Annotated in this window: 21 protein-coding genes; 11 read left to right on the top strand and 10 right to left on the bottom strand. The window is 44.3% G+C overall.

What is annotated here, in order from left to right; genetic code table 11:
- Positions 1 to 215: 215 nt before the first annotated feature.
- Genes proX through proV form a run of 3 tightly spaced genes read right to left on the bottom strand, consistent with a single transcriptional unit; the run spans position 216 to position 3,501 of the window.
- Positions 216 to 1,223: a glycine betaine/L-proline ABC transporter substrate-binding protein ProX gene (gene proX, locus QUF19_RS06175; RefSeq protein WP_286297572.1), complete on the bottom strand. Its 1,008-nt coding sequence runs from the start codon at positions 1,221 to 1,223 to the stop codon at positions 216 to 218.
- Complete coding sequence (gene proW / locus QUF19_RS06170) at positions 1,216 to 2,310, bottom strand: glycine betaine/L-proline ABC transporter permease ProW (RefSeq protein WP_017105706.1); 1,095 nt, start codon at positions 2,308 to 2,310, stop codon at positions 1,216 to 1,218. The genes proX and proW overlap by 8 nt, the downstream gene beginning before the upstream one ends.
- A 3-nt stretch (positions 2,311 to 2,313) precedes the next feature.
- A complete protein-coding gene (gene proV, locus QUF19_RS06165; protein ID WP_102434219.1) occupies positions 2,314 to 3,501 on the bottom strand; it encodes a glycine betaine/L-proline ABC transporter ATP-binding protein ProV in 1,188 nt (395 codons plus the stop codon).
- A gap of 782 nt (positions 3,502 to 4,283) precedes the next feature.
- Between proV and QUF19_RS06160 the strand changes: the two genes are divergently transcribed.
- Positions 4,284 to 5,021, top strand: coding sequence for an HAD-IIB family hydrolase (locus QUF19_RS06160; RefSeq protein WP_286297564.1), 738 nt, complete (start codon positions 4,284 to 4,286; stop codon positions 5,019 to 5,021).
- A gap of 53 nt (positions 5,022 to 5,074) precedes the next feature.
- On the opposite strand, the gene QUF19_RS06155 is transcribed toward QUF19_RS06160, so the two are convergent.
- The 3 genes from QUF19_RS06155 to QUF19_RS06145 form a co-directional block, all read right to left on the bottom strand.
- The gene (locus QUF19_RS06155) at positions 5,075 to 5,287 is read right to left on the bottom strand and encodes a TIGR02450 family Trp-rich protein (protein ID WP_017105704.1); all 213 of its coding nucleotides are present in this window, start codon (positions 5,285 to 5,287) and stop codon (positions 5,075 to 5,077) included.
- A gap of 143 nt (positions 5,288 to 5,430) precedes the next feature.
- Positions 5,431 to 7,884, bottom strand: coding sequence for a molybdopterin guanine dinucleotide-containing S/N-oxide reductase (locus tag QUF19_RS06150; protein WP_286297561.1), 2,454 nt, complete (start codon positions 7,882 to 7,884; stop codon positions 5,431 to 5,433).
- Positions 7,885 to 7,900: 16 nt separating this feature from the next.
- Positions 7,901 to 8,995 (bottom strand): NapC/NirT family cytochrome c, encoded by a 1,095-nt coding sequence (locus QUF19_RS06145; protein WP_286297559.1) that lies wholly within the window; start codon positions 8,993 to 8,995, stop codon positions 7,901 to 7,903.
- Between the two features lie 305 nt (positions 8,996 to 9,300).
- On the opposite strand from QUF19_RS06145, the gene QUF19_RS06140 reads away from it, so the two are divergent.
- The gene (locus QUF19_RS06140) at positions 9,301 to 9,576 is read left to right on the top strand and encodes a nitrogenase-stabilizing/protective protein NifW (protein WP_102434216.1); all 276 of its coding nucleotides are present in this window, start codon (positions 9,301 to 9,303) and stop codon (positions 9,574 to 9,576) included.
- 210 nt (positions 9,577 to 9,786) lie between these two features.
- Positions 9,787 to 10,911, top strand: a complete 1,125-nt coding sequence (locus QUF19_RS06135) for a M14 family metallopeptidase (protein WP_029225770.1) — start codon at positions 9,787 to 9,789, stop codon at positions 10,909 to 10,911.
- A gap of 154 nt (positions 10,912 to 11,065) precedes the next feature.
- Here the strand turns inward: QUF19_RS06135 and QUF19_RS06130 are convergent, their stop codons facing one another.
- Both QUF19_RS06130 and QUF19_RS06125 read right to left on the bottom strand, forming a co-directional pair.
- Complete coding sequence (locus QUF19_RS06130; RefSeq protein ID WP_286297548.1) at positions 11,066 to 11,422, bottom strand: PilZ domain-containing protein; 357 nt, start codon at positions 11,420 to 11,422, stop codon at positions 11,066 to 11,068.
- A gap of 218 nt (positions 11,423 to 11,640) precedes the next feature.
- Positions 11,641 to 12,267: a LysE family translocator gene (locus tag QUF19_RS06125; RefSeq protein WP_286297545.1), complete on the bottom strand. Its 627-nt coding sequence runs from the start codon at positions 12,265 to 12,267 to the stop codon at positions 11,641 to 11,643.
- A gap of 258 nt (positions 12,268 to 12,525) precedes the next feature.
- Between QUF19_RS06125 and QUF19_RS06120 the strand changes: the two genes are divergently transcribed.
- From QUF19_RS06120 to QUF19_RS06110, 3 genes are all read left to right on the top strand, one after another.
- Positions 12,526 to 13,764, top strand: coding sequence for a DEAD/DEAH box helicase (locus QUF19_RS06120; protein WP_286297542.1), 1,239 nt, complete (start codon positions 12,526 to 12,528; stop codon positions 13,762 to 13,764).
- A 251-nt stretch (positions 13,765 to 14,015) separates the two neighbouring features.
- Positions 14,016 to 14,237 carry a hypothetical protein gene (locus QUF19_RS06115; protein ID WP_065103807.1) on the top strand — a complete coding sequence of 74 codons (222 nt, stop codon included), beginning with the start codon at positions 14,016 to 14,018 and terminating at the stop codon, positions 14,235 to 14,237.
- Between the two features lie 124 nt (positions 14,238 to 14,361).
- A complete protein-coding gene (locus QUF19_RS06110; protein ID WP_102339582.1) occupies positions 14,362 to 14,664 on the top strand; it encodes a thiamine-binding protein in 303 nt (100 codons plus the stop codon).
- A gap of 73 nt (positions 14,665 to 14,737) precedes the next feature.
- Here QUF19_RS06110 and QUF19_RS06105 read toward each other — a convergent pair whose 3' ends face one another.
- On the bottom strand, positions 14,738 to 14,905 hold the full coding sequence (locus QUF19_RS06105; protein WP_017109881.1) for a hypothetical protein: 168 nt from the start codon (positions 14,903 to 14,905) through the stop codon (positions 14,738 to 14,740).
- Between the two features lie 109 nt (positions 14,906 to 15,014).
- Positions 15,015 to 15,275: a DUF1289 domain-containing protein gene (locus QUF19_RS06100; protein WP_286297531.1), complete on the bottom strand. Its 261-nt coding sequence runs from the start codon at positions 15,273 to 15,275 to the stop codon at positions 15,015 to 15,017.
- A gap of 190 nt (positions 15,276 to 15,465) precedes the next feature.
- Between QUF19_RS06100 and QUF19_RS06095 the strand changes: the two genes are divergently transcribed.
- The 5 genes from QUF19_RS06095 (at position 15,466) to QUF19_RS06075 (ending at position 20,590) form a co-directional block, all read left to right on the top strand.
- The gene (locus tag QUF19_RS06095) at positions 15,466 to 15,912 is read left to right on the top strand and encodes an META domain-containing protein (RefSeq protein WP_102435340.1); all 447 of its coding nucleotides are present in this window, start codon (positions 15,466 to 15,468) and stop codon (positions 15,910 to 15,912) included.
- Positions 15,913 to 16,491: 579 nt separating this feature from the next.
- The gene (locus tag QUF19_RS06090; protein WP_286297528.1) at positions 16,492 to 17,658 is read left to right on the top strand and encodes an ABC transporter substrate-binding protein; all 1,167 of its coding nucleotides are present in this window, start codon (positions 16,492 to 16,494) and stop codon (positions 17,656 to 17,658) included.
- A gap of 5 nt (positions 17,659 to 17,663) precedes the next feature.
- Entirely contained in the window at positions 17,664 to 19,364 is a 1,701-nt protein-coding gene (locus tag QUF19_RS06085; protein ID WP_286297525.1) for an ABC transporter permease, read from the top strand.
- The gene (locus QUF19_RS06080; protein WP_286297523.1) at positions 19,330 to 19,980 is read left to right on the top strand and encodes an ATP-binding cassette domain-containing protein; all 651 of its coding nucleotides are present in this window, start codon (positions 19,330 to 19,332) and stop codon (positions 19,978 to 19,980) included. Before QUF19_RS06085 ends, QUF19_RS06080 begins: the two co-directional genes overlap by 35 nt.
- Positions 19,970 to 20,590 (top strand): CDP-alcohol phosphatidyltransferase family protein, encoded by a 621-nt coding sequence (locus QUF19_RS06075; protein WP_286297520.1) that lies wholly within the window; start codon positions 19,970 to 19,972, stop codon positions 20,588 to 20,590. Before QUF19_RS06080 ends, QUF19_RS06075 begins: the two co-directional genes overlap by 11 nt.
- Positions 20,591 to 20,625 lie beyond the last annotated feature (35 nt).

The following is a 20,625-nucleotide window of genomic DNA, read 5'->3' as shown; positions in this document are numbered from 1 at the left end:
ATAGCGAAAAGCTAGAAGCTAGAAGCTAGAAGCTAGAAGCTCAAGAATAGAAACAGAAAACAAAAAGCCAGCAATCCAAATGGACTGCTGGCTTTTTAATCATCATGCTTGCCGTCTTTTCACTTCATTTGAAAGCGACTTAGTAGATCTACACAATCACTAAACACGCTCATAATTTCCGCTGAGGTGACAATCGAGCCTGAACAAGTACCAATCTACAGTGTTGCTTTCTTAGCTTCTGCAATCCAAGCATCAAACGTATTTTGGTTCGCTTTAATCCAACCATTTACGTGTGCTTCGATATCAGCAGAGCTGTTCTTACCTTTGCTCATCATCATGTTCTGAGCACTTACATCATTGATGTTAAGTTTGATGATTTCGAAAAGCTTAGCCGCTGATGGGTTGTTCTTAGCAAACTCTTTATTCGCGATAATGCGCATTGAGTTCATTTGGAAGCCGTAGTTCTTGCCATTAGACAAAGTAGTATCAACATTCGCACGCTCACCAGGTAATGAAGAGAATGGCACTTCTAGCCATACTACGTCTTCGTTAGGCACCAATACGCCACTCACCCAGTACGGTGTCCACGTGTAGTAAAGGATTGATTCACCCTTTTGGTAACGTGAAATCGTGTCAGCGATGATAGCCGCATAGTTACCTTGGTTATGAGTTACCGTATCGTCCAGTTTGAATGCTGATAGTTGATGTTCGATAACCATTTCACAACCCCAACCTGGGTTACAGCCTGTTAGGTCTGCTTTGCCATCACCGTCTGCATCAAACAGCTTTGCGATTTTTGGATCAGTTAACTGACCAATATTAGTGATGTTGTACTTTTCTGCCGTTTTCTTATCAATTAGGTAACCTTGAGCGGCACCACTAACATACTGACCTTCGCGGTAGAATTTGTCATCGCCACCTGCCATTTTGTATTTATCAGCATGTAGTGGGAACCAACCTACGGTTAGGAACGTTGCATCACCTTTTGCAATTGAGGTGTAAGCTACGTTGTAGTCCACTTCTTGTGTTGATTTCACGTCGTAGCCAAGCTCTTCTAAAGCACGGTTAACAATCAGTGTTTGAAACGTTTCTTCAGCAACTGAAGATTGAACAGGCTGAACTGATACACCTTCACCTGGCAAGCTTGCTGCCCACACGTTCGTTGATACAGCCAGTGTCGAAACGATGCTAACGGCTAGTTTGCTCTTCCATGAATTATTCATTGGTGTTTTTCCTTAGTTGTAGTTCTGATTGTTTACCGCGATTTAAAGCTTTTAGCACAAGAGAAACAGGCCCCATGTGATACCAGCGTAATTTTGTATTGCCTGCATTTACCCCGAGAACTTGGGTAATACGGTCAAGTAGGATTGCCAAGATAACAATGCCTAGACCACCAACAGCGGCCAGTCCCATATCTAAACGGCCGATACCTCTCAGTACCATTTGACCTAAACCGCCTACCGCGATCATTGATGCGATAACCACCATCGATAGCGACAACATTAATGTTTGGTTTACGCCCGCCATAATGGTTGGCAATGCCAATGGCAATTGAATTCGATATAGCATCTGCTTTTTGCTTGCACCGAATGAGTGACCCGCTTCGATCAAATCTTCCGGCACCTGTTGAATACCCAAGATGGTTAAACGTACCACTGGTGGCAAAGCGAATATGATGGTTACCACGACACCCGGAACGTTACCAATACCAAACAACATTACGATGGGTACGAGATAAACGAAGGCTGGCGTCGTTTGCATGGCGTCGAGAATTGGACGTACGAATTTAGCCGCAGTATTACTGCGGGCGAGCCATATCCCCATGGGCAAACCAATCAACAGACAGAAGAAGACCGACGTCATAACCAGTGAAAGTGTGGTCATCGCTTCAGACCAAGCGCCAATCAAGCCAATGAACGTCAACGATACTGCAGTAGCCACACCAAGCTTCAGATTTGAAAACTGCCATGCGACGAGAAACAAGATGATCAACATGAACGGAGCTGGCGTAGACACCAAAGCCGTTTCAAATGAACTTAGGATGAAATCGATAGGTACACGTATTGCTTGAAATAACGGACGTCCGTGTTCAACTAGCCAATTCAATCCAGATTCAACCCAAGTATCAACAGGCAGAACTGCTTCTGCAAAAGGATTAAGTGGATCAAAAGGAATGGTTTCTACGGTTTCGCTGCTTAGCCAATCTGCAGATGGAGAAGTATCAGCGGCTTGGCCCCAAGGATCACTTGCAGGTTGAGCGGCAGGTGCAGACTGTGACCATGGGTCATTATTTGTTTGTTCCGACGACATGATCTATCCCTTATCCAATGTTTGTAGCAGTCGTGATTTCGTCACAACGCCGAAGTAATTACCTTTATCGTCCACAACAGGAACGGAATAAGGCACGCCACCCACAAGGCCAAGTACATCATTGATTGGTAAATCTGGATTCAGAGTTAAGCCATCATCTAGCTGTGCGCTAACTAATGATTTGTTCTCTTTATGGGCTTTACGAAGGGACTCGATAGACACAATGCCTGAGTAGTGACTGCTCTTCTCAACAACGATGCCGTATTCACGGTCGTTATCCATCAAGATTTGCAGAGCTGAAGCTGGACCGTCGTGTTCTGATTTCTTAAATACCGCAGCCGGCTTCTTACGCGCAATGTCTTTCACCGTAAGAACACTTGCTACATTCACACCACGGAAGAAAGCTTCAACGTAGTCGTTCGCTGGGCTGTTTAAGATCTCGTCAGGAGTACCTACTTGAACCACTTCGCCATTTTGCATAATCGCAATTCGATCACCGATACGCATCGCTTCATCCAAATCATGCGAGATGAATACGATTGTTCGCTTATCGTCATTTTGAAGTCGAATTAGCTCGTCTTGCATTTCAGTACGAATCAAAGGGTCGAGTGCAGAAAAGGCTTCGTCCATTAACAGAATATCGGGGTCGCAAGCTAGAGCACGAGCCAAACCAACACGCTGCTTCATACCGCCAGACAATTCATCAGGGTAAGATTCCGAATACGCGCCAAGACCTACTCGTTCTAACGCTTCAAATGCTGACTGTTTTCTCTTATCAACTTCAACACCCGCTAGCTCAAGACCAAACGCGGCATTTTCAATTACTGTCATGTGAGGCATCAATGCGAAGTTTTGGAAAACCATTGAGATGTTGTTGCGGCGGACTTCGCGGAGTTCATCTTCTGAGATGTGGGCAATGTCTTTGCCTCGAAGAAGCACATTACCTTTGGTAGGTTCAATCAAGCGGTTAAGAAGGCGTACTAGGGTTGATTTGCCAGAGCCTGACAGTCCCATTATGACGAAAATCTCGCCTTCTTGAATGCTAAGAGAAACATCGTTAACGCCGATCGTTAAACCTGTTTCTTCGAAAACTTTATCTTTGTTCGCGCCTTCATTAATCATTGTAAAAGCACGGTCGGTGTCTTCACCAAACACCTTGTACAGTCCCTTAACTTCCAGTATGGGATCCATGTAATCTAATCCTTTCTTAGTTATTTAAACTAATCGTTATTTAAACTTAAAACGGTTGTTTAAGCTTTAAAATGGTTATTTAAACCCGAAAAACGATTAGCACTCTAAGCAATTAAACCCTGCAAATCAAGGGGTCGCGTTCTGTAAATATGTAATAAAACCGCTAAATCACCAACCAAAACAAAGGTTAAATTTCAAGCTAAAACCAAGCAAAATATTGATAATAAAAGACTTTAACTCGTTAATGTCATCTGCAATATTATGTATTACTTACTGATAGATTATTGAATATTTATTTCACATAAGAACAATTAATAGGCTAAATAGACCACAAATACACACAAATGGTTCGTGCACAAATAATTCGAATACAAACTATTTGACGCCGATTTTGGTGTCATTTACAAACTGGTGATTGGCTCTGATACGAAGGTCAAATACCCCCCTGAGCCTTTGTCTGTATAACACGAGGGTTCTGCATGAAATCAACGAGGAAAGAGAGGCATTCAAAGTTACAAATCAAACGCATAGAGGGGCGAAGAATCACAAAAAAAAAGTAGAAACAACCGTTAAAATCGCCCCCAATTAAGCGCAGTTCCGGTTGATATAATTATCTATAATATCCAGAACATAACGCCGACTGTGACGCTTGCTGCAAACTATTGAATGTCGATTATCTAAGCCAAAAGACAACTTGTAGAGTACGCATTGCTGAGCCATTCTTTATAGAAGAAATGGATATTCTTTCTGCGATGATTAGAGAAAAGAACAGGGAATTCAAAATGATAAAAATGTTGGTATGTGACTTTGATGGGACACTGGATGGAGGTTCTTCTCATGGGGTTAATCAATTATTTGACTACTTAACCGAGCAATCCGATATCCGATTTATCATTGCGACGGGGAGAACCCTACCTTCTATTCGAGTGGGCTTAGCATCGGATAACTACCCGAAACCACACAGTATTATTAGCGATGTGGGCACGAAAATTCACCACGTTCACTCCCAAAAGCCTGACCATATTTGGCATAACCAATTAGAAGCATCGTGGAATAAATCAAAGGTAGAGTCAGCACTCGCACCGCTCGATTTTATGGGCGAACGCTTCGAAAACCATCAAGGTGATTACAAGATTACTTTTGAAGGGAAACTGTCTGATCCTCAACATGAGCTGATCGAATCAAGTTTGGAATCGCACGGATTGGATGTACACCTCACCTACTCTCACGACTGGTATCTGGACATCACACCGAAGGGCGTCAATAAGGCTACCGCGATTCATCATCTGCTCAAACAACATGATTTGAGCGTTGAGGAAGTATGCGTAGCGGGTGATTCTGCTAACGACACCTCTATGTTGACGATAGAGGGCGTAAACTCGATCTTAGTGGCTAACCATTACCCTGAGGTTGCTCACCTGTCCGATAGAGACAATGTTTACACCAGCAGAGCAACACACGCAGAGGGAGTGTTAGAAGGACTCAAATACTGGCAATTACGCACAGCTTCGGCAAGTTAAAACGGGCGAATCTGCGTTATCTTCCCTTTACTTTAGGTGCTGGCTCCACATCTTTATTTCCAACCAGGAAGCCAATGATCTTTGTCGGTCAAATCCCGCCAATTAATGGCTTCCTCTCGTTTGGTCATGACCGCTTCGATTAAACAACGAATCACCTCCCCTTCTTCGAATTCAACCTCAGTAATCATGAAGTGTTTCTCCTTCTTTACTGGGCTAACCGCGGTCCATTTACTACGAAGTAACTTCTTTGGGTTGATCCGATTCATGATCTTATCTCTCGCTGTGATGTCGTTGATTAATATGAGCTGTCTACTCGACACTGAGTAATAGTCTCTATGACGCAAAAAAGATCATAAAAAAAGCCAGCGATTAAGCTGGCTCTATTCTGTCGGCTGTTTCTCGTTAGAGATTAACCATTTTTAGGTGGATCAAATGCCGTCAGTTCTAATGCTGGGCCTGTGTATTTTTCAATTTTCACAAGCGCAGAGTTCGCAGCACAACCATTTGCCAAACGAGAGGTCGGAATATCCAACGTAAGTACGTTACAGCCACCATTTTTACATAGACCTGTGTCTTTGTCTAAATCTGGCCAACCGCCTTCATGGATACATACAGAGCCTTGCTTGATGCCATCCGTCACTAATGCACCCACCAAAACTTGTCCACGCCCATTGTGTGCACGAACCAAATCACCTGTGTTGATGCCACGAACTTTTGCATCTTCAGGGTGAATAGAAATCGGCTCACGGTCAGCGATCGCATACTCTTCACGAATCTTCGCGTAATTGAACTGGCTGTGTAGACGATGCGCGGCGTGCGCTGTCATCAGTTGCAGCTCTCCATCTTTAGCATTACCGGTGTATTCTGTTGGTTCTAACCAAGTTGGATGCGCTGGGCAATCTTCTAATTGGTAACCTTCAATCGTTTTCGAGAAGATTTCAATCTTACCACTTGGCGTACCTAGTGGGTTCATGATTGGGTTATCACGGAAATCAGCGTAACGAACGAACTGTGCGTTCTTCTCGTTCCACTTCATTTCAATAAGCTGATTATCTTCCCAGAACTTGCTGAAATTCGGCATAGCGACACGCGCTGCTCTACCACCTTGTTGCGCTGCTTTATAAAAGCCATACAACCATTCCATCTCGGTCTTGCCTTCGGTGTACACATTGTGTCCACCCGGCGCAAGTAGCTCCGCCATATCAGCAAACACGTCAAAGTCGTTACGCGCTTCACCTTGAGGTTCAACCGCTTTCTTCATTGGCACTAGGTGTTGGTTACTGTAGTCACCCGTCATCGTCAAATCGTTACGTTCAAATGACGTAGTAATTGGAAGAACGACATCTGCGTGTTTTGCTGCAGCGGTCCAGTAAATTTCTGAGATAACCACTAGCTCTGGTTTTTGCCATGCTTTAATAAGACGGTTTGTATCTTGGTGATGAGTAAAATTACCGCCGCCAGCCCACCAGATCATCTTGATATCAGGGAAGACACGATCATGACCATTATGTTTGTATGCTTGTCCTGGATTTTCTAACGCTTCCACAATACGAGCAACCGGGAACGAGTTCATCACTTTACCCGTCGCAGACCAGCCACGCTCATCACTTCCGGCTACCGCACCAAGTGACGCTGACATAGCAGGTAAAACACCCGCATCACGAGATGGATTACCACCATTAGAGTAATGGTAAGAGAAACCAAAACCGCCGCCTGGCAAACCGATTTGACCTAACATCGCTGCGAGTGTCACCAACATCCAGTGACGTTGCTCACCAAATTGCTGACGTTGGATTCCCCAACCTGCCATCAACATAGTTCGATTACTGCTAAAGATCTCGGCAAGTAATTCAATCTGCTTAACAGAGACCCCACACACGTTAGATGCCCACTGTGCATCTTTCACCACACCGTCTTCTTTACCCATCAGGTAATCTTCGAATACGTTATAGCCCGTTGTGTATTTTTCAATAAATGACTTGTCGTGTTTATCTGTTTTAACCAGTGTATGGGCAATACCCATCAACATCGCAACATCAGTCATTGGGTGCGGAGCAATCCATTCTGCATTATCACCAAAGAACTCAATGGTCTCAGAACGCATTGGATCAATCGCAATCACTGTTTTCCCTGATTTTTTCAGTTGGTGGAAAAACTCCAAACCAGAACAGTCCGTTGAACTCCACGCGATTTTTAGTGTGTTCATAGGGTTTAAACCCCAAAGCACAACGACATCACTATGCTCAAGAACCATCGGGTGAGTCGTTTGTTGCTCATAAACTTCAATCGAACCAACAACGTGCGGCATAATAACTTGTGCAGCGCCCGTTGAGTAATCTCCCATATGACCCGAATAACCACCAGCCATTCCCATATAACGCTGCAGTAGTGTTTGTGCTTTATGTAAGACGCCACTTGAACGCCATCCGTAAGACCCAGCAAAAATAGCATCTGGTGTATTGTTTTCACGAATACGCATGTGTTGTTCGTGTATCAATTTGTACGCTTCGTCCCAAGACACTCGAACAAACTCGTCATCACCACGTGCTGCTTTAGGCGCCAGTGGATTATCTAAGTAGCTCTTACGCACCATTGGGTATTTAATGCGAGCTTTGGTATGAACTTGGTCAGGGCCTGTTGTTTGTAGGCTGTTTGCAACCGTTTGTGCTACTGCATTCGTGGTAGACACTAACTTGCCGTCTTTCACTTCACACAACATCGGCCCCATACGGCCAGCCGTAAGAACACCTTTACCACGCGTATCTGATGAAGCTACGGACACTGGGGAAAACGACGTAAACGCCATTGCACCAGCCGCCATACTTGTGCCTTTTAGAAATCCGCGACGTGTAATATCTGTCATTTTTTATTCCTTACTATTAGTGGCCAACAACGTCTTTCGCGTGGTTTTGGAAGTACTTAGTCAGTAGTTCAAGGTTTTGCTCTGAGATATCTGTACGATCTCCCATACCTTTAGCAACCGGTCCCCAAGCGTTAACAGTGAAGTGCTCACCAGGAATTTTTGCGTGACAAGTTGAACAGTAAACATTGTCTAACTCTTCGGCGTAAGACCAAATTGGGTCTAGGCTATCGACAACTGGCGAAATAATGTCACCCGTCAATTCAACTGAACGCCATTCATTACCATAAGCATCCGCTTCATATTCACCCGTTTTAAGTGCGCCTTGCCCTTGTTCTGTCAATTTAGCAACAATAGAACGCTGCCCTTCACCGAAGTAAAGCACCTGTTCTGCGCCTTTCATTTGGAACGCATTCAACGTTACAGTGCGGTTGTCGCCTTCAGCTTTAATTACTTGCAATTCAGCTGTTGGGTTTAGGCTACCGAACTCACCTATTGCAATGTCTGTCACTGGGTAAACAACTTTCGCATCTGCTGCCGTATTTTTGGTAAAGGCAATCAAGGTATCAAACGCTTTACTGTCTAGCTGAGCTTCAGGAGCAAAGTGCGCTACGCCCTTATGACAGTCGATACACGTTTGGTTATTTTCTTTACCGTAAGCGTGCATTTTCGCGGCATCACGAGATTGCTCGAACTCTTCCATTGCATCGAAGTCGTGACAAGAGCGACACGTTGCTGAGTCATTCTCGCGGAATTGAGCCCATACAGTTTCAGCCATCTCTTCACGGTGCGCTTCGTATTTCTCAGGCGTGTCGATCTTACCGGAGATGAATTCGTGGTAGATGTCTTTTGATGCTCTTACTTTAGTGATCACGTAATCAATCGGATCTGTGGGGATGTGGCAATCGGCACATTCTGCTCGAATGCCTTTTGCGTTACTGAAGTGAACGGAACCTTGGTATTCTTTGTGGGGAGCTTCCATCGTGTGGCAAGAAACACAAAATTCAGTGCTCGATGTATAGTGCATAACGGCTGCAGTTCCCCCTAAGGTTAACCAGCCAATACCTATACCAACCGCCGCTATTAGTGCGATATAACGTTTTTTTATTGTCATAATTCTTAATCATCTTCAACAATTGGTTACAATTACGATCAGAATAGTACTTTAGGGGTAGGCAGGTTTGATTTGGATCATAAATCGCAATCTGAGGAATAAAAAATGAACCTTTCTGAGAGAATGAGGTCGCTTTATAAAATGAACCCCCTTACAACCTAATCACCCTGCAAATACAATACTTTGGATTAATATGCACAATTGATTAATTTAATAACAACACACTAAACCGCCTCCCAAATCAAAGAAGTAAATTGTAAATCCAATACAATATCGGCTACCTATTTTCATAAACTCTTTACTCAATGAACCAAACAGAATTCCAACAAAAAATAGCGAGTTTCACTGCCATCGAACAAGCGCTTGATTACTTTGAAATTGGGTTTGATAGCAAGTTCATCGACCAGAACAGAGTCGAGCTCGTGAAGCGCTTTAATGGTTATCTGATTCTTTCGAAACCTGATGATTGGTTTTCTGGACGAAGAGCGCTGAAAAACGCGTACTGTAAGGTGCAACGCAGTAAGCTGGATCGCTACACACGATCAGCCTGTCGTGGCTGCACAACTTGCCAACGTCGATAGCTGAAAATAGATAGTTAATAAGCTGACTAATAAGCTGACGGTTTAAAAGTAGGCAGTTCAAACAATAGAAAGCTTCGAAATAAAAAGCTTAGGGTTAGAAGGCTCGAAAACGGATAGCTGAAATAACATCTCATTACGATTTAGTTAGTGGTTTGCTCGAAAAAAAGTGTGCTAGTCTTACGGCAACTCAACTACGAGATAAAAACTACAATGAAAATTTTCAGCAACTTCGAAAGCGGCAACATTCACGTCGTTTCAGCAGATTCACCACAAAACATTCAACTGACTATCCCAGCAGACAACCAGACTGAAATCTCTCAGTGGTTCCACTTCCGCTTAGAAAGTGAAGCTCAACAAGCTCACCACTTTGAAATCGGCCAATTGGCAACGTCTGCTTACCCTGAAGGCTGGAAAGATTACGATGTGGTTGCATCTTATGACCGTGAAGAGTGGTTCCGTATTCCATCTCAGTTCGATGGCGACACACTAAGCTTCGACATCATTCCTGAACACGATTCAATGTACTTCGCGTACTTCGCACCTTACTCATACGATCGTCATCAAGACCTTCTGCACAGTGCGCAAACGCACCCAGCTTGTAAGCTTGAAACTCTGGGTCACACGCTAGACAACAATGACATCACTTTGCTAACCATCGGTGAGCCAAGTGAAGAGAAGAAAAACATCTGGGTTATTGGTCGCCAACACCCTGGCGAGACTATGGCTGAATGGTTAATCGAAGGCTTGCTTCAACGTCTGCTTGATGAAACAGATACAGTAGGTCGTTCTCTGCTAGACAGCGTTGTTTTCCGTGTTGTGCCGAACATGAACCCAGATGGCAGCATCCGTGGCCACCTACGCACCAACGGTATTGGCGTTAACCTAAACCGTGAATGGCAGTCACCTTCTATGGAACGCAGCCCTGAGGTTTTCCTCGTGCGTGAACGCATGCTAGAAACTGGCGTTGACCTGTGCCTAGATATTCACGGCGACGAAGCAATTCCTTATAACTTTGTAGCGGGCAGCGAAGGCACACCTTCATACAACGAGCGCATTGCAAAGCTAGAGAATCACTTCAAGCAAGCGCTTCTGACTATCACGCCAGAGTTCCAAGATGAATTTGGCTACGATAAAGACGAGCCGGGCAAAGCGAATATGACAGTCGGCACAAACTGGATCGGCGAGCAGTTCAAATGTTTGGCTTACACCGTAGAGATGCCATTTAAAGATCACATCAGCCACGCTGACGAACTGTACGGTTGGTCTCCAGAGCGTAGCGTTGCATTTGGTCACGACATGCTAGCCGCGGTTTGGGCAACAGTAGACGAGCTGTAAAACGAACCATAGACAGACTAAGCGCCTTAGTTTGTCCGTATAGTTAGTTTGCTTACACATATAGCAAAGCCCAGCACTTGTGAAAGTGCTGGGCTTTTTAATATCGGCTTTGATGAGTGAATCTAGCTTTAAGGTATCTAACTTTAATAGCTCTCTATGCCACTCTGAGGCTAGCAAAAAATACTGGGTATCTTTGCCTAATGTGTCTTTGTTCTGACACCATATCTTTGAAGCTTGGCCCTTGTAACAACTGAACAATCACTTCATCACCTTCTTGTCGCAGCACTGCACCACTTATATCAATAGTGTTGTTATCATGCAGTCTTAAGCTGCCCGCCATTGAGAAGCCTCGATAAACAGGAATGATGTTACGCATCATCAAGCGCACACCCTTTTCAGACACTTCACTGACATGAAAAAGCTCATCCTTAATTCGCATCAGTGGACGTGCCTTTTTTGGGTACTTCAAGCGATAATATTTGCGTTTCTGGGTGAATGACTCTTCACTCATCTGTGACTCCCTGTCTCTGTTTATTCGGTCAAGCAATAGCTTTTAGCTTCAATTGGATTTTGAACGAACACATTCACCAAATTGATAGCTGATTATTATATCGACTTTACGAGCTAATGCTTTAGAGATTTATGCAGAGAAACAAGGATTGCTGAGCATTCAGTAAAAAGTGAGATGTGAGTCGGATATGTCAGGAGCTCGATTGTTAGCGATGAATACTAAAGCTGAAACAACGCCAATTGAATACTGAAGCCAACAAACAACAACCCGCACACAATGTTCATCCATTGAGAAGTGCGCTTTTGAGTCAATAACCTCTTAAACGTATCAGCCATCAAAATGACAACCAAAAACCAGGTAGCAACCACTGTCGCCTGTATCGCGCCCAACATTAAGCTGTCGGATACAATGTTGTCCGTAGAAACAAACTGAGGGAATATTGAAAGGTAAAACAGGACAATTTTAGGGTTGAGTAAGTTGGTCAATAACCCTTTCACAAATTGATGATAAAGCTTACTTCCCGATGCACTTACCACAGCAAGCACGCCTTCTTGAGCACGCAGTGCCGCTCGAAAGTGATTATAACCGAGCCAGACTAAGTACAAGACGCCCATCCACTTAAGACCTTCAAACGCCATTGGGGTCTGAGATAACAGTAAGCTCATGCCATTCGCAGAAACGAACGCATGAAAAAAGAACCCGCATGACACACCCAACACGTTAATAAACGCAAACAGCTTTCTTTGGGTTAAAGCCGTGCTCAATACCAACAGAGCGTTTGGGCCTGGAATAATGGCAATAAAAAACACGATGACAATAAACAGCCAGATACTTTCCCAACTCATTTCGCTTTCATTTCCTTATCGCTTCCTAATCATTCTCGATCGTTTTAGGGCGGGTATTGTACGTCCATTCAACACCATTACAATATGCCAAACGTTTATTAGCTTATGCTCAGCTCGCTTGTCTTAGTTCGCTTATATGGATAACACATAAAATTAACGTGTATAATTCACCTGTTTATCCTGTAACGCTGCAAAACTCATTCTCTAACATTTATAGCCCTGTTAGACTCCACCTCCCTTTTGATACTTGGTTCATTTATGTCATTTGATAGCCTAACCCTAAACGCTCAAACTCTTGCTGCGATCCCCGACCAACTCCAGACTCCTACAGAGGTGCAGCAATCGGCTATTCCCCACATTGTTTCAGGTAAAGACGTTCTCGCCTTAGCCCAAACAGGCAGCGGGAAAACATTGGCGTTTGGCTTACCTCTGTTAAATAACATCAATGCGGCAATTCACGAACTGCAAGCGATCATCATTGTTCCAACCCGTGAACTTGCCTCTCAAGTAGCCAAAGCTCTAGAACCCATCGCAACCGCACTTGATATCAAAACGGTGACATTGACTGGTGGAGTTGATATCGATGATCAGCAACAGCAATTGTTAGAAAAGCCACAACTCGTGATCGCAACTCCTGGTCGCCTACTTGCAGTTATTCAAGAGAACAAGCTAGTGCTAAGCCAATGCGAGTCCTTGGTTCTTGATGAGGCAGACCGTTTACTCGACATGGGGTTTTGGCCGGATATTCAAACCATTATTTCTGCTCTTCCTAAAAAACATCAAACACTGCTGTTTTCAGCTACGTTACCAAAAGAGCTGGTCAGTCAGGCTGAGGCGCTTCTTATTAATCCAGTAAAGGTCTCGACGCATCAAGAGAACAGTGTCGTTTCAGCCATTGAAGAAACGCTCTATCTAGTGAATAAGGGAAGCAAACCTCAAGCACTGATAGCATTACTGAACCAACATCAGTGGCCACAAGTACTGGTTTTCATCAGTGCCAAAGACAATGCTGACGCGCTCACCAAGCGACTGAATAAAGCGAAAATTAGCGTAAGTGCTTTGCACGGCAACAAAAGCCAAGAAGAAAGAACGCAAGCATTAGAAAGTTTCAAAAATGGTGAAACACGAGTGTTAATCGCAACTGATGTGATGGCTCGAGGCATACATATAGACCAACTGCCTGTCGTGATTAACTTTGACTTGCCATCTCACTCTGCGACTTACGTACACCGTGTCGGGCGCACAGCCAGAGCAGGAAGCACTGGGTTCGCAATTTCCCTTGTGAGCCACGGTGAAACTGAGTATTTAGACGCAATTCGTTCTTTGACTAACAAAGCTCTTCCGTTGCAGTCATTAGACGGTTTTCCAGTAACGGATAAACCCGCCTCTGAAGCAACAGCGAGAAAACGTCCACCAAAGGACAAAATGGCCAATCGCAGAACGGCAAAAAAGAAGAGTGTTAAGCAATTTAAGAGCAAGCCAAACTCTTCGAAATAACCAGTTCTTCAAAATAACCATAGAAAATCGATTAGCCCAGTATTAACTGGGCTTTTTTATTCAAAGAAAAACTGCCAGCTAAACCTGAAAAAGACCGCTTAATCACGCCAAGTTACATGACACTTTTATGAATTATGATGCCAACGTATTGATTCTTGGTTGCTCAAAAAAAATACTTTCTGATCACGTTGACGCCCCTATATCTGGCAACTAGATTTTTCTATTAGTGTCTAAAACAGGAGGTCATTGAAATGAAACGTGCTAGCTCTACATATCGATTGCAACTGATTAAGGAAGTGGCAACTCGCCGAGATCGTCAGTGTTCCAATGACCCGATGGCAAACTACATACAAAACCTAATAGATAACAAAGACGAGAGTGACTGTTCTGTTGAACGCAACCACAGGTTCAGTGGTAGTCATTTCGATGAGCACATAGGCGGTTGGGTTAGCGACCACTGGGGTAGCAAGTAGGCTATAAGCTCATAAGCCAGCATAACCGCTGTAGAATTTATCTCCGCATTAACCTATTATCTGCAACAATTTCCCTTCATTGAGTAAGCAGAAAGTGTCTGAGTTAAAAAGAGAAAAAGAAGTGATGGTTGCCTTCCAAGTTATCCCTCGCGTTAAAGAAGGCAACAATTTCGAAGTGGTTGATAAAGCGATTGAAGTAGTAAAAGCAGCCGATGTTCCGTTTCAAATTGGTGCGATGGAAACCACAATGAAGGGTGAGCTCAACCAATTACTCGATATCGTTAAAAAGGCTGAGCAAGCTTGTTACGATGCAGGGGCTGTCGAAGTCATAACCAACATTAAGATTCATAGTAAAACCACCGAGGCCGATGATACATTTTGCACATACCATCGTGGTGTAACGAAAGCGAATCATATGTTTGTTTAAGAAGACGTTCATCTAGAACCTGTTAGCTTGAGAAAATGTGGCTATTAAGAAAGTCTCTGATGAACCAGTGATGTTATTGAAAAGGCATGTCTGAAAGGTGAGAAAGGATTTCCATTCGCTCTTCTTCTGACATCGAATGCCAATCACGCGGGCTCTCTTCAGGGTCATCTTTCGCCCCGATAGGTTTTTTATCCAGTGCTTTGACTGGCTTTTTTTTGATTTTCACGTCCTTTTTATTCATACCGACACCACTCCTTCTGGTACAAAGGTACCTACCTTAATATTACACCCCAACCATTATGTAAAGTAATAGTTACTTCGGAGTTAAATAAAAACTCAATAGTTATTGTTTAGCCGAAAAGATCTCTTTGGGGACTTGTGTTTCCCTCTTCTTCTTCAGGCTTACCAACCAAGTTGTTTTGCTTCGTTATTTTTCTTCTATAGCGCTGACGGCATAATTTTATGACATGTAACTGCTCCGCAGATGTCATCGACATCCAATTAAAGCGCTCTTCTCTTTTGCGCATACAGCCATGGCAATAGCCTTTTTCATCGCTTGAGCAAACCCCAACACAAGGGCTTGGAACTTGGAAAAACTCTAACTGCTCCACCCTGTCTCCTTACACATCGAAATTAAGCTTACTAATTCAAAAATAAGCGATTAATTTGTCGCCAGACCGATTAAATCCATACTAAACTATGACCTTATACTGACACATATAGTGTTTTGTAAACTATACTTTGAACCCATCAAGTTACATATATTCAGTAACTTCGTTCTTTCCTTTGGAGCCTTATAATATGAAGTTTAGTTCAAAAAAATTACTAGCAGTAGCCGCTTTACCTATGATGTTAGCAGCATGCACAACAACAGGTGATAACGCGATGCAAGTAACGCCAACCGATCTACAGCACCATAATTGGGAACTTGCGCAAATTGATGGCAAGGACATTGAGAAAAGCGAGCAACAAGCGACTCCTCGTCTAGAGATCGGCGAAAAGCTGACTGCAAACGGCATGGCTGGTTGTAACAACTTCTTTGGTCAGGGCGAATTGAAAGATGGTCAATTCCGTATCAAGCAAATGGGCATGACAATGAAAATGTGTCACGGTTCAGCAATGGAAATCGAACAATCGGTTTCAGCTACTCTAAGCGAGTGGAGCGACGTAACCCTAACAAACGATACGCTAGTACTAAAAAACGATGTACACACACTAACGTACACAATTCGTGACTGGGTAAACTAATCCGTCATTGAAAACAGATATTGATTAAAGGAGCCTTAATGGCTCCTTTTTTATTTCTTACTCGACAGCCTATTGCATTCAAAACACCACTTATCGCCCGCTTTTCGTACCAACCTCCAATTAATATCAAAAAAACCTCATTTAGGTGCAATTAATTCACCGCTTTAACGGTCTGTTGCTAGGATGGCAGAGGCTCCTAGTAATTGATTGAATTTACTATTGAATTAGAAATTATTTCAGAAACAGATAGAATAACTATAGGGCGTGTTGATCTTTCGAGCTGATTTTTGCAGCGAGTTGCTGGGTATTTATACAAGGCAGAGGCTTCGATGTGTAGCTAGCCTACATGAGAAGCCGATAACGTAGTAGAAATGACCAGCAAACGCTGCCCGAAGGGTTCAGCTAAAAGCGTTTTACTCTTTGTTGAGGGAGATTTGCTTAGAATGACTAGGCTACTTCCCCCTCGCCGCGATTAAAACGCTTTTAGCTCGAACAAAATTTAACCTGGAAAGGTCAACACGCCCTAGGGAGCTCGAAAATACAATGCTCTTGCCCGTTCACTACCAAATGGAAAAGTTTATGAACAAGATAGTAAGTACGTTAGGAATCATGGCAACCGTTGCATACAGCGCAACCATTTATGCTGATGAAGCAACATCAACCGATAGCTGGAACCAAATTGAACAGCAGGCAGAGGGAGAAACTGTCTACTTTCACGCTTGGGGCGGAAGCCAAGAGATCAATCGTTACCTACAATGGGCAGGCAAGAAGTTACAGAGTGACTACGGTGTTACCTTAAAGCATGTCAAAGTCACTGATATTGCCGAAACCACCACTCGCTTACTTGCAGAAAAGGCGGCTGGTAAGAACACAGAAGGCAGTGTCGATATCGTCTGGATCAATGGTGAAAACTTCCGTTCGATGAAAGACAACGCGCTGTTGTTTGGACCATTCACAGAATCACTTCCAAACTGGCAGTACGTTGATAAATCTTTACCTATTGATGTCGACTTCTCTGAACCGACAGAAGGCCTAGAAGCACCATGGGGCGTTGGACAACTTGTGTTCATCCATGACCAAGAGACACTGCACAATCCACCACAATCTTTCTCAGAGATGTTGAGCTACGCTCAAGCTTTCCCGAATCGCTTAAGCTACCCTCGCCCACCTGAATTTCACGGCACCAGCTTCGTCAAGTCTCTACTGATTGAGCTCACAGACAACAACCCTGCACTTGCTAAGCCGGTTTCAGAAGACAACTTCCAAGAAGTTACGGCACCACTTTGGGCTTACCTAGATAAATTCCATAAAGTGGCGTGGCGCGGTGGCAAACAATTCCCAGCAGGCACATCTGAAAGCATCCAACTTCTGGATGATGGTCAGCTCGATTTAGCGATTACATTCAATCCAAACTCTGTGTATTCAGCACAAGCAAGCGGCCGTTTAGCGGAAACTACCAAAGCGTATGCATTAGAAAGCGGCGCTCTGTCTAACATCCACTTCCTTGCGATTCCTTGGAATGCTAATGCAAGTGCTGGTGCTCAAGTCACCATCAACTTCTTATTGAGCCCTGAAGCACAATCGCGTAAAGGCGACCTCAACGTTTGGGGCGATCCTTCAGTGTTGAGCAGCAAGTACCTGACTGGAAGCGCTAAAAACACCCAGCAATTTAAATCGATTGATGAACCACATCCAAGCTGGCAAAACGCGCTCGAGAAAGAGTGGCTTAAGCGATACGGTAACTAAACGTCATGCTACGCGCTCTATATTTTGTTGTTATAGCTGTGTGCATTATCCCTACGATTCCTGGGGTAGCGGGAGTAGTGGCTTCGTCACTGAGTTTCATCCCGCCCCTAGGTTTAGAGGAGCCCTCACTCAACGGTTTTAGCCAAGTCTTCCAATGGGAAGGAGCTTGGCACTCGATTGGCTTAAGCCTAGGTTCAGCCATCGCAAGCAGCTACATCGCCTGTTTTCTTACCTTTTGTATTCTTCAAGCCTCTTGGGGAAACAAGTTTTGGAGAAAGATTGAGCTAACGCTATCGCCAATGCTTGCCATCCCACATGTTGCTTTTGCCATTGGCTTTGCTTTTCTATTTAGCCCGACAGGCCTTGGAGCCAGAGCCGTGCATCACTTACTTGGTGAATCGGCTGCGAGTTCTGAATTGGCTTTGTTGGTCAAAGACCCATACGCGTTCGGTCTCATCATCATGTTGGCGCTCAAAGAAGTCCCTTTCTTATTGCTGATGAGCATATCGATACTTCAACAAATCGATGTCGAACGTATCACTAAGGTGAGTGCTTCACTGGGCTACAGTCGTTCTCAGATTTGGTGGAAATGTATTTTCCCACAATGGTTTACCAAGCTTCGCTTCCCTATGTTGGCCGTACTTGCTTACAGCGTGTCGGTTGTCGATATTGCTTTGATCATTGGCCCAACTAACCCGCCGACCTTTGCCGTTTTGGTATGGCAATGGTTTAACGACCCAGACCTTAATTTATTGCCACGAGCAGCCGCTGGCGCCATCGTTTTATTCGGTTTAGCTTCGTTGATCATCGCCTTAGCCCGTTTAATCGAATGGGCAATTCTGAAGTACTTTAGAACTTGGCAATATTCAGGCAGAACAGGCACAAACCTTCCAGGAAAAACGGTCTTCGCAGTGCTTGCGACATTATCACTACTGATCATCCCACTAATGGGGATTTGGAGTGTTGCCCAACGTTGGCGCTTCCCTGATGTACTTCCAAGTCGCTATAGCATGCGTTTTTGGGAGTTTGAGTGGGATGGCATCATGAGCACCGTCGGGCAAAGCTTATGGATTGGGCTTATTGCTGCTTCCGTTGCTTTATTACTCGCGCTGGTGGCTCATGAATACCGAATCAAATACAAATGGCAAGTTCCAGGCTTTATTATCGCGATTCCCATGTTGATACCTCAACTCTCAGTATTGTTTGGCATGCAAGTGACCACCCTATACATAGGCAGCAACGCTTATAAGTTTTGGGTGATTTGGGCACACGTATTCTTTGCCTTCCCGTTTGTGTACTTGTCTTTAGATGGCCCTTGGAAAAGCTTCAATGATGGCCTAATAAAAGCCTCACTCAGCCTAGGTAAATCACCATTTCAAAGTTGGTACTCCATTAAGCTGCCGATATTGCTGCCTGCTATCGCCTTCGCTTGGGCGGTCGGGATCAGTGTGAGTTTGGCTCAGTACCTGCCGACATTAATGCTCGGTGCAGGTCGCATTAGCACGATCACCACAGAAGCTGTTGCCCTAACCAGTGGTTTCGACCGCAGGGTAACGGCAATTTATGCTATCTGGCAGGCCTTGTTGCCTCTGTTCTTTTTCTCTTTAGCGATATTGGTCAGCCGACTTCAACTCAGATATCGCCGTCTTACTTTTAAAGGTTTTCTAACGAATGAGTCTGCACCTCAACGACCTCGCCATCCATAAAAACGATGGTGTATCGCTGTTTTCAGCGCTAAACGTAACATTAGAATCAGGCCAAGTATTGGCTTTGATGGGGCCGAGTGGCTGCGGGAAATCGACTTTGTTGGACGCCGTAGCGGGTCACCTTAATGATGAGTTTTCGTATTCTGGCACCGTTGTTTTGAACGACATTCAGCTCGACGACTTGCCATCACATCAGCGTGAAGTCGGAATTCTGTTTCAAGATGACTTGTTGTTCCCTCATCTCAAGGTATGGGAGAACTTGGCGTTCTCTTTGCCTAATTCCGTTAAGGGTTCAGCTCGTCAACAGCAAGCAATGACCGCGTTAAAAGACATTGAGTTAACTCATTTAGCTGAGTCATTCCCTGACCAAATATCCGGGGGCCAAAGAGCAAGAATAAGCTTAACACGTATGCTTTTGGCGAAGCCTAAATTGGCTTTACTTGATGAACCGTTCAGTAAGTTAGACCAAGAGCTCAGAGCACAGTTTCGCGATTGGGTGTTTGAGCAGCTGACAAAAGCCAACATCCCTACGCTGATGGTGACGCACGACGAAGCTGATGTGCCTCAAGGGGCGCAAGTGCTGTCTTGGCCATGGAGAAATCATAATGCTGGATAAGTACTCCATCAAGGTCATTAAGTGGCCATTAAACCAATCAGCTAAGTTACTGAACCAATTTGGTATCACGGCCAATCAAACCACCCTGTTCGGATTTTTAGTCGGCTGTTTAGCGTTCCCTGCGTTAGCATTTCAACAATATGAGTGGGCGTTAGGATTCATTGTATTGAACAGAGTGTGTGATGGGCTTGATGGCGCTTTGGCTCGAATCCAAGGCATCAGTGATGCGGGCGGCTTCCTCGATATCAGCCTCGATTTCCTTTTCTACTCATTAATCCCTTTTGGTTTTGTGATTGCGAACCCAGAGCACAACGCTATTGCCGGTGCATTTTTGATCTTCTCTTTTATCGGCACGGGCAGCAGCTTTTTGGCGTTTGCGGTGATGGCAGGCAAACGAGGCATCGAGAACCCCGTTTATAAGCACAAGTCACTCTACTACATGTCTGGGCTAACCGAAGGCACAGAAACCATCGCTTGTTTCATTGCTTTCTGTATTTGGCCTCAACACTTTGCAATTATCGCTTATACCTTTGGCGCAGCGTGTTGGTTGACTACGTTTATGCGTATTTATTTTGGGTTCCAGACACTCAAGACTCAGCAAGAGAGTTAGCAATCTAACGACAAAAACAAGATACAAAAACGCCG

Source organism: Vibrio sp. FE10 (genome assembly GCF_030297155.1).
Classification (GTDB): domain Bacteria; phylum Pseudomonadota; class Gammaproteobacteria; order Enterobacterales; family Vibrionaceae; genus Vibrio; species Vibrio apostichopi.
The sequence above is the reverse complement of the archived record's forward strand: the minus strand, read 5'-3'. Positions and strand labels throughout refer to the sequence as shown.

Bases quoted from the DNA above. Each gene is read 5' to 3' on its own strand.
- QUF19_RS06145 (WP_286297559.1), bottom strand. From the start codon at position 8,995: ATGACAATAAAAAAACGTTATATCGCACTAATAGCGGCGGTTGGTATA.
- QUF19_RS06115 (WP_065103807.1), top strand. From the start codon at position 14,016: ATGAAACGTGCTAGCTCTACATATCGATTGCAACTGATTAAGGAAGTG.
- proX (WP_286297572.1), bottom strand. From the start codon at position 1,223: ATGAATAATTCATGGAAGAGCAAACTAGCCGTTAGCATCGTTTCGACA.
- QUF19_RS06080 (WP_286297523.1), top strand. From the start codon at position 19,330: ATGAGTCTGCACCTCAACGACCTCGCCATCCATAAAAACGATGGTGTA.
- QUF19_RS06150 (WP_286297561.1), bottom strand. From the start codon at position 7,884: ATGACAGATATTACACGTCGCGGATTTCTAAAAGGCACAAGTATGGCG.
- QUF19_RS06135 (WP_029225770.1), top strand. From the start codon at position 9,787: ATGAAAATTTTCAGCAACTTCGAAAGCGGCAACATTCACGTCGTTTCA.
- QUF19_RS06095 (WP_102435340.1), top strand. From the start codon at position 15,466: ATGAAGTTTAGTTCAAAAAAATTACTAGCAGTAGCCGCTTTACCTATG.
- QUF19_RS06090 (WP_286297528.1), top strand. From the start codon at position 16,492: ATGAACAAGATAGTAAGTACGTTAGGAATCATGGCAACCGTTGCATAC.
- QUF19_RS06110 (WP_102339582.1), top strand. From the start codon at position 14,362: ATGGTTGCCTTCCAAGTTATCCCTCGCGTTAAAGAAGGCAACAATTTC.
- QUF19_RS06125 (WP_286297545.1), bottom strand. From the start codon at position 12,267: ATGAGTTGGGAAAGTATCTGGCTGTTTATTGTCATCGTGTTTTTTATT.
- proV (WP_102434219.1), bottom strand. From the start codon at position 3,501: ATGGATCCCATACTGGAAGTTAAGGGACTGTACAAGGTGTTTGGTGAA.
- QUF19_RS06140 (WP_102434216.1), top strand. From the start codon at position 9,301: ATGAACCAAACAGAATTCCAACAAAAAATAGCGAGTTTCACTGCCATC.
- QUF19_RS06160 (WP_286297564.1), top strand. From the start codon at position 4,284: ATGATAAAAATGTTGGTATGTGACTTTGATGGGACACTGGATGGAGGT.
- QUF19_RS06105 (WP_017109881.1), bottom strand. From the start codon at position 14,905: ATGAATAAAAAGGACGTGAAAATCAAAAAAAAGCCAGTCAAAGCACTG.
- QUF19_RS06085 (WP_286297525.1), top strand. From the start codon at position 17,664: ATGCTACGCGCTCTATATTTTGTTGTTATAGCTGTGTGCATTATCCCT.
- QUF19_RS06075 (WP_286297520.1), top strand. From the start codon at position 19,970: ATGCTGGATAAGTACTCCATCAAGGTCATTAAGTGGCCATTAAACCAA.
- QUF19_RS06155 (WP_017105704.1), bottom strand. From the start codon at position 5,287: ATGAATCGGATCAACCCAAAGAAGTTACTTCGTAGTAAATGGACCGCG.
- proW (WP_017105706.1), bottom strand. From the start codon at position 2,310: ATGTCGTCGGAACAAACAAATAATGACCCATGGTCACAGTCTGCACCT.
- QUF19_RS06130 (WP_286297548.1), bottom strand. From the start codon at position 11,422: ATGAGTGAAGAGTCATTCACCCAGAAACGCAAATATTATCGCTTGAAG.
- QUF19_RS06120 (WP_286297542.1), top strand. From the start codon at position 12,526: ATGTCATTTGATAGCCTAACCCTAAACGCTCAAACTCTTGCTGCGATC.